Raw genomic sequence first — 13,591 nt, 5'->3', positions numbered from 1 at the left:
AGGCAGCAGATGCAGTGCAACATGAAGCCTCGCTATACCATCACCACAGCCATCTCGTATCCGAATGGCGCCCCGCATATCGGTCACGCTTACGAGCTGATCGCGGCCGACGCGATCGCGCGTTTCAAGCGCCTCGACGGGTATGACGTCCATTTCTGCACCGGCACGGACGAGCACGGGCAGAAGATGGTCGAGACCGCGACCGCGCTCGGCATCACCGCCGAAGAGCTCGCCGACCGCAACACGCCGCTGTTTCGCAAGATGGCCGAGGCGCTGAACGCCTCGCAGGACGATTTCATCACCACGCGCGAGGCCCGGCACGTCAAGGCGAGCCAGGCGATCTGGACCGCGATGCAGGACGCCGGGGACATCTATCTCGGCCAGTATGGCGGCTGGTACTCGGTGCGGGACGAGGCGTTCTTCTCCGAAAGCGAGTTGACGGAGGAGGGCGGCGTCAAACGTGCGCCGACCGGCGCGCCCGTCCAGTGGATGGAAGAGCCGAGCTATTTCTTCCGCCTCTCCGCCTTCCAGGACCGTCTCCTCGCGCTTTACGAGGAAAATCCCGATTTCGTCGGCCCGACGACCCGGCGCAACGAGGTCGTGGCGTTCGTGAAGAGCGGGCTCAAGGATCTGTCGATCTCGCGCACGACGCTGGACTGGGGGATCCCGGTGCCGGGCGACCCGGACCATGTGATGTACGTCTGGGTGGACGCGCTCACCAACTACATCACGAGCACCGGCTATCCCGACGACGCGGACCGTTTTGCGCAATATTGGCCGGCCGACCTCCACATCATCGGCAAGGACATCGTCCGCTTCCACACGATCTACTGGCCTGCCTTTTTGATGAGCGCCGGCATCGCGGTGCCGCGCCGGGTCTATGGCCACGGCTTCCTGTTCAATGCCGGCGAGAAGATGTCGAAGTCGGTCGGCAACGTGCTCGACCCGTTCGCGTTGATCGAGGCGTTCGGCGTCGATCCGATCCGCCATTATTTCCTGCGCGAAGTGCCGTTCGGACAGGACGGGAACTGGTCGGTTGAGAGCTTCATCAACCGCGTGAACGCCGATCTCGCCAACGATATCGGCAATCTGGCACAGCGTTCGCTCTCCATGATCAACAAGCATTGCGACGCCGCGGTGCCCGATTATGGAACCCGCACCGAGGCCGACGAGGCGCTTCTGGCGCGTGTCGCGACGTTGCCGGACGCCTGCCGCAAGGCGATCGACACCCAGGCGCTCCACACCGCCCTCGGCGCGATCTTCGAGGTCGTGTCGGAGGCGAACCGCTATTTTGCGGCGCAAGAGCCGTGGGTGCTGCGCAAGAGCGATCCGGCGCGGATGGCGACCGTTCTCGGCGTCACCGCCGAGGCTCTGCGTTGGTTCGGGATCCTCCTCCTGCCGTTCGTCCCGAAGACGGCGGCGGACCTTCTCGACCTTCTCGCGGTGCCGCAGGATCAGCGCACGCTCGCCGCGCTCGGAACGCCCCTCGTGGCCGGCACGGCCTTGCCGGCGCCGAAGCCGATCGTTCCGAAACTCGAGGAGCCCGCCGCATCATGAGGCTCGTCGACAGTCACTGTCATCTCGATTTCCCCGATTTCGAGGCGGACCGCGATGCGCTCCTCGACCGTGCGCGGGCACGCGGCGTCGAGCGGTTCGTGACGATCTCGACCCGCGTGAAGCAGTTCGACCGCCTCCAGGCGATCATCGACCGCTATGATGACGTCTACGCCTCGATCGGCACCCATCCGCACAATGCCGACGAGGAACTCGACATCACCGTCGCCGACCTCGTGCGGCTCGCCGAGAACCCGAAGGTGGTGGCGATCGGGGAGGCGGGTCTCGATTATCATTATGACAAGTCGCCCCGCGAGGCGCAGGCGGAAGGCTTCCGCCGCCACATCGCCGCCGCGCGGGAGACCGGCCTGCCGCTCGTCATCCACGCCCGCGAGGCCGACACGGACATCGCCGAGATCCTGGAGGACGAAATGGGGAAGGGCGCGTTCAACGCGATTCTCCACTGCTTCTCCTCCGGCGCCGAGCTTGCCCGCCGCGGGCTCGCTCTGGGGCTGATGGTCTCGTTCTCCGGTATCGTCACCTTCCGCAATGCCGAGGCGATACGAGACGTCGCGCGCGAGGTGCCGCTCGACAGGATGCTCGTCGAGACGGACGCACCCTATCTCGCCCCGCCGCCGAACCGCGGCAAGCGCAACGAGCCGGCCTTCGTCGCGGACACGGCGACGGTGCTCGCCGAAGCGATCGGCATCGCCCCCGAACAGCTCGGCGAAGCGACGACGGAAAATTTCTACCGTCTGTTTTCCAAGGTCAGGGCTCCGGCGAGCGCGGCATGACCCGTCTCGTTTATACGATCCTCGGCTGCGGTTCGTCCGGCGGTGTGCCGCGCATCGACGGCGAATGGGGCGCGTGCGATCCGGCGAACCCGAAGAACCGGCGTCGGCGCTGCTCGCTGCTCGTCGAGCGCGTCGGGCGGGATGGGACGACGCGCGTCCTGATCGACAGCGGACCCGACATGCGCGAGCAGCTCCTGTCGGCGGGCGTATCGCATCTCGATGCCGTTCTTTACACCCATCCCCATGCCGACCACCTGCACGGGATCGACGATCTGCGCGGGCTCGCCGTCGCGCGCAAGCGCCGGGTCGACGTCTATATGGACGAGCCGACCTTCGAGCGCGCCCGCGAGGCGTTCGCGTACTGCTTCAAGGAGGTCGCCAAGGGCTATCCGGCGATCCTCAACGCGCACATCGTCGAGCCCGGCGCGCCGGTGACGATCGACGGCCCCGGCGGTCCGCTGACGCTGCTGCCGTTCGAGCAGCTCCACGGCCATATCCGCTCGCTCGGCTACCGGATCGGCAATCTCGCTTATTCGAGCGACCTTCACGATCTGCCACCGCATTCGCTCGCGCATCTCGAAGATCTCGACGTGTGGATCATCGACGCGCTGCGCTACACCACCCATGCGAGCCATCTGACGGTCGACGAAGCCGTCGGATGGATCGACCGGATGCGCGCCAAATCAGGCGTTCTCACGAACCTCCATCACGATCTCGATTACGCGTCGCTGGCGGACTATCTGCCGGAGCACGTGGTGCCGGCGTTCGACCTGATGCGCCTCGAAGCGCCTTATGAGGACGCAGGGCGCGTGAAAAGCCTGAGCTCAACCCTATGATTTCGGGAGCGCTCGACCGCTCCTGACGCCTCCGAGAGGCGTTATTGCCGTTTCCGGGCGGCTCGCGGCCTTCCACCCGATCTCACGGATCGATTCGTGCGTTCCATAATCCATCTTATGCGACTGGCATTATGGGGTCGCCATGATCGGCGGAGGGCCGAACGGAGCCCCCTCATCATCGGCCCTCGCTCCGACCGCCGGCCGTCACCGACCCGCGCATTGGGACTTTGAACCCTCATGAGATTGTTCGCCATTCTCCTCGCTGCAGCGAGCGTCGCCGGCCTCGTCGTCGCGGCGTCCGTCCAGGGCCTCGACAGCGAGGCCATCGCCTGGCTCGCCGGCCGCATTCTGCTCGGCGCGCTCGCGCTGGCGTTGGTGCTCTATCTCGCGTCGACCCCATGGCCCGGATTTCGCCGTTACGCCGTGCCGCTCGCGTTCATTCTCGCATTCGCGCCGATGGCGGTCTTCAAGGCGCTGGAGCCGGTCGTCAGCGTCGAGGACGAGGTCGCGGCCGAAGCGGCGATCACGTCTCAGCGTCTGCCGCGCACCTTGTCGAGCGGAATCCGTTGGGAGACCGCGACGGCCGACGGAAAGACGCTCGTTTTCGGCTATGTCCTTCCCGCGACCTTCGAGGGCGCGAGCGAAGATGCCAAGGCGGCCTTTCGCGACGAGACGCTCCGCGCAGTCTGCGCCGAGGACTATCGGGACAAGCTCCGCGCCGGCTGGCGCATCCGCTACGTTTTCCGCACCGTCGATGGCGAGGTGTTCGTCGAAACCGATATCGGCGTGAGCGACTGCCCGGCCTGAGGCGTCAGTCGTCGTCGGGCAGCTTCTCCCGGCTGAAATGGAGCGCCCTCAGGGACAGCCTCACCTCGACGAGAAAGCAGATGAGCCCTGCCATCAGGAGCACCATCGACGTCACGAATGCGGTCGCGACGATGGAGGCGATCTCGAGGTGCATCATCTCCGAGATGAAAAGAAGCGCCACCAGAAGGCACGTCGCGAGCGCTGAGGCGACGCACAGGATGATCGACAGGTTGATCGCGAGGATCCGCTTGTCGATCAGCGCGAGCTCCAACCGGCAATCGGCACGGTCGGCCTTGCGCATCCGCGCATTCTCCAACACCACCCGCGCGCGGTTGACGATCCGGCCGAGCCGCCCGGTCATGACGTTGAGCATCGCACCGATGCCGGCCAGCAGGAAGATCGGCGCGAACGCGATGCGGATCGTCTCGCTCACCGAGGCGAAGGTCGAAACATCGTCCATCTTGCGGGCTCCGTGGGTCGAGCGACGGACACTAGAGCAGCTCGCCCGCCATTTGAATCGACCCGCGGAGAAAACGCCCCGAGCCGCTCGGATCGTCGTTCATAATCCGGGACCAGCGCACGGAACGATGTCATCGCCGGCCAAGGTGCTTTAGTGGTTCCGTCCGGTGATGCGGGACACGGTGCGCTGCGATCGCGGCAAGCCGGTCCGCCACGTTCGTGGCAAGGGAGACAAGATGACCACTCCGATTGACCGCCTGCGCGAGATTATGGCCCAGCTCCGCAATCCCGACGGGGGCTGCGCCTGGGATCTCGCACAGACCTTCGAGACCATCGCCCCCTACACCATCGAGGAAGCCTACGAGGTCGCCGACGCGATCGAGCGCGGCAATATCGCCGACCTCAAGGACGAGCTCGGCGACCTCCTCCTCCAGGTCGTCTTCCACGCGCAGATGGCCGAGGAAGACGGCCTCTTCGATTTCGACGACGTGGCGACGGCGATCAACGAGAAGCTGGTGCGCCGTCATCCGCACGTCTTCAGCGACGGGCGGGCCCGGACGCCGGAGGAGATCAAGCGCGTCTGGGACGAGATCAAGGCCGAGGAGCGGGCCGGCAAACCCGACGGGTTGATCGAGGATGTGCCAGTCAATCTGTCGAGCCTGGTGCGGGCGGAGAAACTCCAATCGCGCATGGCGAAGGTCGGCTTTGACTGGCCGAACCAGACCGGCGTTCTCGACAAGATCACCGAGGAAGTCGGAGAGTTCGCCGCCGCCACCGAGGCCGGAGACAAGGCCGGCGCGGAAGCCGAATTCGGCGACCTCCTCTTCACCCTCGTCAATTTCGCACGCCATGCCGGGATCGATGCCGACGCGGCGCTGCGGGCGACGAATGCGAAATTCGCCAAGCGCGTCCGCCACATGGAAGCGGCGGCGCGGGAGGAGGGCGCGACACTCGGCGGTCAGTCGCTCGAGGAATGGGACCGGCGGTGGGAGCGGGCGAAAGCCGCGGGGTGAGCCGCCTTCCCTTCTGGCGGGGCGAGCCGCCTTCCCTTCTGGCAGGGTGAACCGCCCTTCTCTTCGCCGGGTCGAACCGCCCTTCCCCGCTAGCGGATCGGACCACCCTTCCCCGTCCAGCGGATCCGGCCGCCGCCGGTCCCGAACTTGGACGCGGAAACGGCCGCTCCGCTAAGAGACGGGCCGGAATCCGTCGCTCAAGGCTGGTAAGGCTCGCTGGGCGCCGGCACTTCCGGCTCCTCGATACCGAGACGGTGCAGCGTATCGCTCCGCCGCGCCTCGGGAATGCGGATGGTGAGGTGGACGGCCTCCTCCGCGTCGACCCGCTCCAACACCTCGGTGTTACGGTAGAGCCAGGCGATCAGCGCACCTTCGGCCGCGTCGACCGTGACGTCGCGCACCTCGGCATAGCGGGCGAGGCGGCCTTCGATCGCCTCGAGAAGGCGGTCGATCCCCTCCCCCTTTTCCGCAGAAATCAGCACCGCGCCTTGCGCCGATGCCGCCGCTTCCCGCTCCTGCCGCTCACTCTCACCGAGAAGATCGGCCTTGTTCCACACTTCGAGGATCTCGCGCCGGCCCGGTTCGACGCCGATGCCGCGCAAGGTGGCGAGCACGTCCTCGGCCTGCGCCTCGCTCTCCTCGTGGGAGATGTCGCGCACGTGGACGATGAGATCGGCGAGCGTCACCTCTTCGAGCGTCGCCCGGAAGGCGGCGACGAGGCTCGTCGGAAGATGGGAGATGAAGCCGACCGTATCGGACAAGATCGCGGTGCGTCCGTGCGGCAGGTCGAGCTTGCGAAGCGTCGGATCGAGGGTTGCGAAGAGGAGATCGCGGCTCTCGACATGGGCGCCGGCGAGCGCGTTGAAGAGCGTCGACTTGCCGGCATTGGTGTAGCCAACGAGGGCGACGACGGGCTGATTGTTGCGCCGGCGCTGCTCGCGCGCGAGGGAGCGCGTGCGGCGCACCTCGTCGAGTGCCTTTTCGACGCGTGCGATCCGCTCGGCGATCTGCCGCCTGTCGGCCTCGATCTGCGTTTCGCCCGGCCCGCCCAGAAAGCCGTAGCCGCCGCGCTGACGCTCGAGGTGGGTCCACGAGCGGACGAGCCGACTGCGCTGATAGGTGAGATGGGCGAGCTCGACCTGGAGCGAGCCTTCCGCAGTCTGCGCGCGCTCGCCGAAGATTTCGAGGATCAGCGCCGTGCGGTCGAGCACCTTGGCGCCCCAAGCGCGTTCCAGATTGCGCTGCTGCACCGGCGTCAGCGGATGATCGACGACGACGAGCTCGGCCTCCGCCCCCTTGGCGACGGCGGTGATGTCGTCGACGGTGCCGGAGCCGAAGAGGGTCGCGGGCCGCGGATTGCGCACGGGCACGGCGCGTGCCTCGACGACATCGAGTGCGATCGCATCGGCGAGGCCGACGGCTTCGGCGAGCCGGCCCTCCGGCGGACGGCGCTCCTCTCCGTCACCCCGGATGATCGGGAGGAGCACGATTGCGCGGGTCTGCGGTTCGGCCGTCGGCTTGGTGCCGAGCTCGGCGCGGCGTTCGCCTTCACGCACGTCCATCGCTACCCCCTCGGTCCATGCCGCAACCCACCGCGCGGCGCGCACGATTGCGAACGCCTCAGCGGGGGCGAAGTTTCGGCGCGTCGATCGACGTCCATGGTCAACGGGCTCGATCGCGCGTCAGCGGCCCGACTCGTCCTCGTTCGGATCGAACAATTGGACGGGCTGGTTGGGCATGATCGTCGAAATCGCGTGCTTGTAGACGAGCTGCGAGTGTCCATCGCGGCGCAGCAGCACACAAAAGTTGTCAAACCACGTCAAAACGCCCTGCAGCTTTACGCCGTTCACCAGGAAAATCGTTAGAGGCGTCTTCGACTTTCGGACGTGGTTGAGGAACGTGTCCTGTAGGTTCTGAGCTTTTTCAGCCATTTTTATTTCCGCATTCGCATCGTTGTGTCATGAGCTCGCACGGTTGCCGACACACACGTTAAAGTGGCACCAGTCAGCGAGGATCTCAATCTAGCTAGAGAAAGAACGTCGCTCCGCAAGCCGATACGGGGCGACAGTGTTGTCAATATGCCCGTACTGGCAGAAGCTCGACGCCCTCGTGGAATCGTCGTCTCAAGTCGGAAGCCAACACGCCGGGATGCCCGTTGCCGAGAATGGCATCGTCAATCTGGACGACGGGTGAAACGATTCCCGTCGCCGACGTCACGAACGCTTCACGTGCATGTTTGGCTTCGTCGATCGTAAAGGGACGTTCTTCGACTTTTAGTCCTTCCCGCGCTGCAAAATCCATCACCGCGGCACGTGTGATCCCCTTGAGGATCCCACTTTCCGCCGGACGTGTGACGAGAACGCCATCCGCCGTGACGATCCATGCATTTGACGAGCCGCCTTCGGTCACGTTTCCGTCAGCGTCGTACATCCAGGCCTCTTTGCCGCCGTGGCGCTTGGCATTTTCCTTCGCGAGAACCTGAGCGAGGAGGCCGGTCGTCTTGATGTCGACCCGCTGCCAGCGAATGTCCGGTGTCGTGATGACGCGAATTCCCTCGTCTGCCACTTTGGCCGCCACCGTGCGGGGAATCGCGCGCGAGGTGACGACGAGGGCCGGCTTCGTCCCGGCCGGCGGGAACGGAAAGTCACGGCGCGCCACACCGCGGCTCACCTGGAGATAGACGAGCCCATACGTCACCCGGTTTCGGTCCACGACCTCGCGCAGGATCCGCTCCAGCGCCGGGCGGGCCACGGGCCAGCCGATCGAGAGCTCGCGGAGCGAACGGTCGAGCCGATCGAGGTGGCGCGTCATGTCGACGATCTTGCCGTCGAAGACCTCGCACACCTCGTAGACCGCGTCGGCGAACTGGTAGCCGCGATCTTCGACATGCACCTGTGCCGAACCATGCGGCACATAGCGTCCATTCACATATGCGATCCGGCTCATCCCGATCCCTTTAGAAGAATTCCAGACTCACGCGGAACATCTGCTCCACCTGATGCACCTTTTCGGAGAGCGCGAACATGATGACGCGATCGCCGGACAGAATCTGCGTATCACCGCGAAGCTCGACGGCCGCACCGCGTCGAATGATCGCGCCCACCCGCACCCCGACCGGAAGGTCGAGATCGCGCAGCGGCCGGCCGACGAGAAGCGACGTCTCGAGCGCCTCGGCCTCGATCACCTCCGCCTGCCCGTTCTGGAGCGAATGGACGCTCTCGATGCGCCCGCGCCGCACATGGCGCAGGACGCGGCTGATCGTGACGGCGCGCGGGTTCACATAGGCGTCGATGCCGAGCGCATTGGCGAAGGCGGGATAGGAGACGTTGTTGATCAGCGAGAGATTGCGCACGCAGCCGAGCGTCTTCGCCATCACGCAGGCGATGATGTTCGCCTGATCGTCGTTCGTGAGGGCGACCATCGTGTCGGCGTCCTCGATATCGGCCTCGCGCAGGATGTTCTGGTCGAGCGCGGAGCCGTTGAGGATCACGGCGCGGTGCAGCGTGTCGGCGATCTCGAGCGCGCGCTGGCGCGAGGCCTCGATGATCTTCACCTTCGTCTGCGGCTCGCGCAGTTCGAGCTGCTGGGCGACATAAAAGCCGATATTGCCGCCGCCGGCGATGACGACGCGGCTCGCCTTCGGCTCCTCGTGCCCGAAGATGACGAGCGTGCGGCGCACCTGATCGCGCGGCGCGACCACATAGACGAGATCGCCGACGCGCAGCATATCCTCCGAGCGCGGGACGATGAGATGGCCTTGCCGGAAGACGCCGACGACGACCGAGCCGAGATTGGGAAAGAGCTCGGTGAGCTGACGCAGCGGCGTATCGACGACGGGGCAATCGTCGGCGCACAGGATGCCGACGACGGTGATCTTGCCATCGGCGAATCGCACCGTTTCCACCGCGCCCGGCAGCGCGAGGCGGCGCATCACCATCTCGCCGACCTCGATCTCGGGCGAGATCACCACGTCGATCGGGAGCTGGTCGCGGGCAAACAGGCTCGAATAGACCGGCGAGAGATAGGACTGGGCGCGCACACGCGCGATCTTGGTCGGGATCTGGAAGATCGTGTGCGCGACCTGGCTCGCCACCATGTTGACCTCGTCGGCCTGGGTGACGGCGATCAGAAGATCGGCATCTTCCGCGCCGGCGGCGGCGAGAACGTCGGGATGGGAGCCGTGGCCGACGACCGCCCGCACATCGAGCTGATCGCGGATATTGGTGATGAGGCGAGCCGACACGTCGATGACGGAAACGTCGTGACCTTCATAGGAAAGGCGTTCGGCAATGCCGAAGCCCACCTGCCCCGCCCCGCAGATGATGACGCGCATCTAGTGCCCCAGGGTGCCGGTCGCGCGAGGCATGAGCCTCACGCGATACCGAGCGTTTTCAATTTGCGGTGAAGCGCCGAACGCTCCATGCCGACGAACTCCGCGGTGCGCGAAACGTTGCCGGAAAAGCGATTGATCTGCGCCCTCAGATAATCCCGCTCGAAGATCTCGCGCGCATCGCGCAGCGGCAGCGCCATGATGTGCTCGCCGCCCGATTGCGACGACAGAGGCGGCACGATCGCGCCGATCTCGTTCGGCAGGAAGTCGGCCGAGATCGGGTCGTTGGGATCACCGTCGCGGGTGAGGATCAGCAAACGCTCGACGTTGTTCTTGAGCTGACGGACATTGCCCGGCCAGTCGTGCGCCTGAAGAACGGCCATCGCGTCCTCGCCGATGAGACGGCGCGGCAGCCCCTGATTCTCCGCCGTCTGGCGCAAGAAATAGTCGATCAGCATCGGCACGTCCTCGCGCCGCTGGGCAAGGGCCGGCACGCGCACGGGCACCACCGAGAGGCGGTGGAACAGGTCTTCCCGCACCCTCCCCTCGGCGATCTCCTCCTGAAGGTCGCGCGAGGAGGACGAGATGATGCGCACGTTGACCTTCACCTTCTGCGTGCCACCGACACGGTTGAAGGATTGGTCGACGAGGACGCGCAGCACGCGGGCCTGCGTCTCGAGCGGCATGTCGGCGATCTCGTCGAGATAGAGGGTGCCGCCATGGGCCTCCTCGAGCGCGCCGACGGACGGCTCGTGGCCGGGCCGCGCCTCGGCGCCGAACAGCGCCTCTTCCATCCGGTCGGGCGTGATCGTCGCCGAATTGATGACGACGAAGGGCGCCTCGGCGCGGGATGATTTTCTGTGGATCGTCCGGGCGACCAGCTCTTTGCCGGATCCCGAGGGTCCCATGATCATGATGCGCGAGTTCGTCGGCGCGATCTTCTCGATCGTGCCGCGGAGCTGATTCATCACGGCAGAGCCGCCGATGAGATCCTGGAACTCGCCGGTCTTGGTGCGCAGATTCTCGACCTCGCGGCGCAGGCGCGAAGCCTCGAGCGCCCGCTCGGCCGCAAGCACGAGACGGTCCGCCTTCAACGGCTTCTCGATATAGTCGTACGCGCCGCGCTTGATCGCGGAGACGGCCGTCTCGATGTTGCCATGGCCTGAGATCATGACGATCGGCATTGAGGTATGCTGCGCGCGGATGGTGTCGAGCAGCGCGAGCCCGTCCATCTTGGAGCCTTGCAACCAAATATCGAGGAAGATCAATTGCGGCCGCCGCGCGCCGATCGTCGCCAACGCCTCGTCGCTATCGGCCGCGGTACGAACTTCGTAGCCCTCGTCCTCAAGGATGCCGGCGATCAGGTTCCGAATGTCGATCTCGTCGTCGACGACAAGAATGTCCGATGCCATCAGCACTCCACCTGACGTGAGGCGGTCGACGATCCATCGACGGCACCGTTGCCGTCGTGGCCCTCAGCCGCCGACTCGGTCTGTTCGTCGCGCGCCACCGCCTCGCCGTCAAGTGAGGCCGATTGTGTCTGCGCTTCGATCTCGAGACCGGGAAGAACGAATCGAATGCAAGCCCCGCGGCTATTGTCGCTGACTGCGGCCGCGTCGAGAAGCTCGATTCGTCCGCCCTGCTCCTCCGCGATCTTCTTCACGATCGCAAGACCGAGCCCGGTGCCCTTCTCGCGCGTCGTCATGTAGGGCTCGAGGATCCGCTCGCGGCCCACTTTGGGCAAGCCGATCCCGTTGTCGATGATGTCGGTCACCACCTCGCCCGCCTCGTTGTGATAGAGGCGCACGCGGATCCGGCCGGGCTCGCCGCCGCGGTCCTCCTCGCTCGTCTGCTCGATCGCCTCGGCGGCGTTCTTCACGAGATTGGACAGCGCCTGGGTCACGAGGCGTTGATCGAAATCGGCGATCACCGGCCGATCCGGAATCTGCGTTTCGGTCACGACCGAGGCATGGCCGATCCCCTGCAGGAAGACTGCCTCGCGCACCGCGTCGCGCACGTCGCGCCGCTCCATCGCAGGCGCGGGCATCCGGGCGAAATTCGAGAACTCGTTCACCATCCGGCCGATATCGTCGACCTGGCGCACGATCGTGTCGACGCACTGATCGAACACTTCGCGATCGTCCTCGATGCGCTTGCCATAGCGGCGCTTGATGCGCTCGGCCGAGAGCTGGATCGGCGTCAGCGGGTTCTTGATCTCGTGCGCGATGCGTCGCGCGACGTCGGCCCAGGCCGAGGTCCGCTGCGCGGTGACGAGATCGGTGATGTCGTCGAGCGTGAGGACGTAGCCCGGCCGGGAGACGTCGCCACGGTCGATCGTCGCGCGGATGGAGATCGTGCGCTCGCGGCCCTTGCGGCGCAGGCTGATCTGCTCGGGCTTCACGCGCAGGCGCACCAGCTTCTCGCTGGTGTCGAGCACAGGGGCGAGCTCCGGCACCGCCTCGCTCACCCGCTTGCCGACGATCTCCGGCCCGGTGAGGTCGAGCATGTTGAGCGCCGAGGGATTGGCGAGCGTCACCTTGTCGTCGGCGTCGATCCCGATGACGCCGGCCGTCACCCCGCCGAGCACCGCCTCAGTGAAGCGGCGGCGGCTGTCGAGCTGATCGTTCGCGGCGACGAGTTCCTCGCGCTGGTTGCGCAGCGTCTCGGTCATCCCGTTGAACGTCTCGCCGAGTTGGGCGATGTCGCCGTCGAAGAAGCGCACGGGCACCTCGACATTGAGATCCCCCTTCGCGACCGCGTCCGAGGCGCCGATCAGCTCGCGGATCGGTGCGACGAGGCGGTTCGCAAAACCGAATCCGAGATAGATCGCGCAGACGAGCAGCACCATCGTGATGCCCGCATAGACGAGCCCGAACGCGACGGAGACGCCGAGGCGGGAATTCTCCATCTGGATATATTCTTGCGCGTTGGCGCGCGTCAGGCGCAGGAAGCCGTTGACCTGCGGATCCATCAGGCGGGCGATGTAGAGGTAGGTGTCCTGGTAGGCATCGAGCTTCATAATGCCGCCGACCTGATCCGCCTCGCCCGGCGCAATGAGGACCGGCTCGCCCTTCAGCGCTTCGCGCATCGCATCGGGCGGCGGCATTCTGAGGGTGATCTCGGGATTGATGACGGTCTTCGTCAGCACCTCGCCCGCCCCGTTGAGCAGGAAGGCGGACGGCAGTTGGCGCAGGCCCGCCTGGGTCTGGAAGAACGCGTCGAACCGGGTCGGCTCGAAACTGTAGATCGGTTCGGCCCGGTCCATGTCGCGCGCCATCGCCACGAGATCGGAGCGCAGCACGGCGGCATGTTCGCCGACATAGGCGTCTGCCACGGCGACCGAGTTCGCCACGATCGCGTGCGTTCGCTCCTCGAACCAACGGTCGAGACCGCGCGAGAGCGTCAGCGTCGCGACGACGGCGACGAGCGCGGCCGGCAGCACCGCCATGATCGAAAACAGCGCCACGATCCGCACATGAAGCCGCGCCCCCGCGCGCCGCGCCGAGCGCGCCCGCCAGAGCTTGATGATCTCGTAACCGACGCCGGCCATCAAAAGCATCACGAGAACGCCGTTGATCAGGAGCGCGACGATGATGACGCGCGAGGTCGGCGTGATCGGCGTGAGGCCGGTCAGGATCAGGAAGGTCGCCGCGCAGGCGAGCAGCGCGAGCGGGATCAGCACCACGCCGATGCTGCGCACGGGCGAATCGAATGGCGGCTTATAAGGAACGGTGGCGTCGCTCATGGACGCTCCTACACTTCACTTGCGAAGAAGAGGACGTATGTGGGCCGCGGATG

General features: G+C 65.8%; 12 protein-coding genes. 5 read left to right on the top strand and 7 right to left on the bottom strand.

Features of this window, described 5'->3' with window-relative positions; genetic code table 11:
- Positions 1-21: 21 nt before the first annotated feature.
- The 4 genes from metG to L1787_RS04050 all read left to right on the top strand — a co-directional run bounded on the left by metG (position 22) and on the right by L1787_RS04050 (position 3,991).
- Positions 22-1,557 carry a methionine--tRNA ligase gene (metG, locus tag L1787_RS04065; protein WP_235707259.1) on the top strand — a complete coding sequence of 512 codons (1,536 nt, stop codon included), beginning with the start codon at positions 22-24 and terminating at the stop codon, positions 1,555-1,557.
- A complete protein-coding gene (locus L1787_RS04060; protein WP_235707258.1) occupies positions 1,554-2,348 on the top strand; it encodes a TatD family hydrolase in 795 nt (264 codons plus the stop codon). The genes metG and L1787_RS04060 overlap by 4 nt, the downstream gene beginning before the upstream one ends.
- Positions 2,345-3,184 (top strand): MBL fold metallo-hydrolase, encoded by an 840-nt coding sequence (locus L1787_RS04055; RefSeq protein WP_235707257.1) that lies wholly within the window; start codon positions 2,345-2,347, stop codon positions 3,182-3,184. The genes L1787_RS04060 and L1787_RS04055 overlap by 4 nt, the downstream gene beginning before the upstream one ends.
- A gap of 237 nt (positions 3,185-3,421) precedes the next feature.
- Entirely contained in the window at positions 3,422-3,991 is a 570-nt protein-coding gene (locus L1787_RS04050) for a hypothetical protein (RefSeq protein ID WP_235707256.1), read from the top strand.
- A 4-nt stretch (positions 3,992-3,995) separates the two neighbouring features.
- On the opposite strand, the gene L1787_RS04045 is transcribed toward L1787_RS04050, so the two are convergent.
- The gene (locus L1787_RS04045) at positions 3,996-4,451 is read right to left on the bottom strand and encodes a DUF2721 domain-containing protein (protein WP_235707255.1); all 456 of its coding nucleotides are present in this window, start codon (positions 4,449-4,451) and stop codon (positions 3,996-3,998) included.
- Positions 4,452-4,686: 235 nt separating this feature from the next.
- On the opposite strand from L1787_RS04045, the gene mazG reads away from it, so the two are divergent.
- Positions 4,687-5,463 (top strand): nucleoside triphosphate pyrophosphohydrolase, encoded by a 777-nt coding sequence (gene mazG / locus L1787_RS04040; RefSeq protein ID WP_235707254.1) that lies wholly within the window; start codon positions 4,687-4,689, stop codon positions 5,461-5,463.
- Between the two features lie 197 nt (positions 5,464-5,660).
- On the opposite strand, the gene hflX is transcribed toward mazG, so the two are convergent.
- From hflX to L1787_RS04010, 6 genes are all read right to left on the bottom strand, one after another.
- Complete coding sequence (gene hflX / locus L1787_RS04035; RefSeq protein ID WP_235707253.1) at positions 5,661-7,025, bottom strand: GTPase HflX; 1,365 nt, start codon at positions 7,023-7,025, stop codon at positions 5,661-5,663.
- Between the two features lie 120 nt (positions 7,026-7,145).
- Positions 7,146-7,394 (bottom strand): RNA chaperone Hfq, encoded by a 249-nt coding sequence (hfq, locus tag L1787_RS04030; RefSeq protein ID WP_235707252.1) that lies wholly within the window; start codon positions 7,392-7,394, stop codon positions 7,146-7,148.
- Positions 7,395-7,536: 142 nt separating this feature from the next.
- Complete coding sequence (locus L1787_RS04025) at positions 7,537-8,409, bottom strand: D-amino-acid transaminase (protein WP_235707251.1); 873 nt, start codon at positions 8,407-8,409, stop codon at positions 7,537-7,539.
- A gap of 10 nt (positions 8,410-8,419) precedes the next feature.
- Positions 8,420-9,796, bottom strand: coding sequence for a Trk system potassium transporter TrkA (trkA, locus tag L1787_RS04020; protein WP_235707250.1), 1,377 nt, complete (start codon positions 9,794-9,796; stop codon positions 8,420-8,422).
- Between the two features lie 38 nt (positions 9,797-9,834).
- Positions 9,835-11,205, bottom strand: a complete 1,371-nt coding sequence (gene ntrX, locus L1787_RS04015; protein ID WP_235707249.1) for a nitrogen assimilation response regulator NtrX — start codon at positions 11,203-11,205, stop codon at positions 9,835-9,837.
- A complete protein-coding gene (locus L1787_RS04010) occupies positions 11,205-13,538 on the bottom strand; it encodes a sensor histidine kinase NtrY-like (RefSeq protein ID WP_235707248.1) in 2,334 nt (777 codons plus the stop codon). The genes ntrX and L1787_RS04010 overlap by 1 nt, the downstream gene beginning before the upstream one ends.
- Positions 13,539-13,591: the final 53 nt, after the last annotated feature.

The organism is Acuticoccus kalidii, assembly GCF_021556395.1.
Lineage (GTDB): Bacteria > Pseudomonadota > Alphaproteobacteria > Rhizobiales > Amorphaceae > Acuticoccus > Acuticoccus kalidii.
The sequence above is the reverse complement of the archived record's forward strand: the minus strand, read 5'-3'. Positions and strand labels throughout refer to the sequence as shown.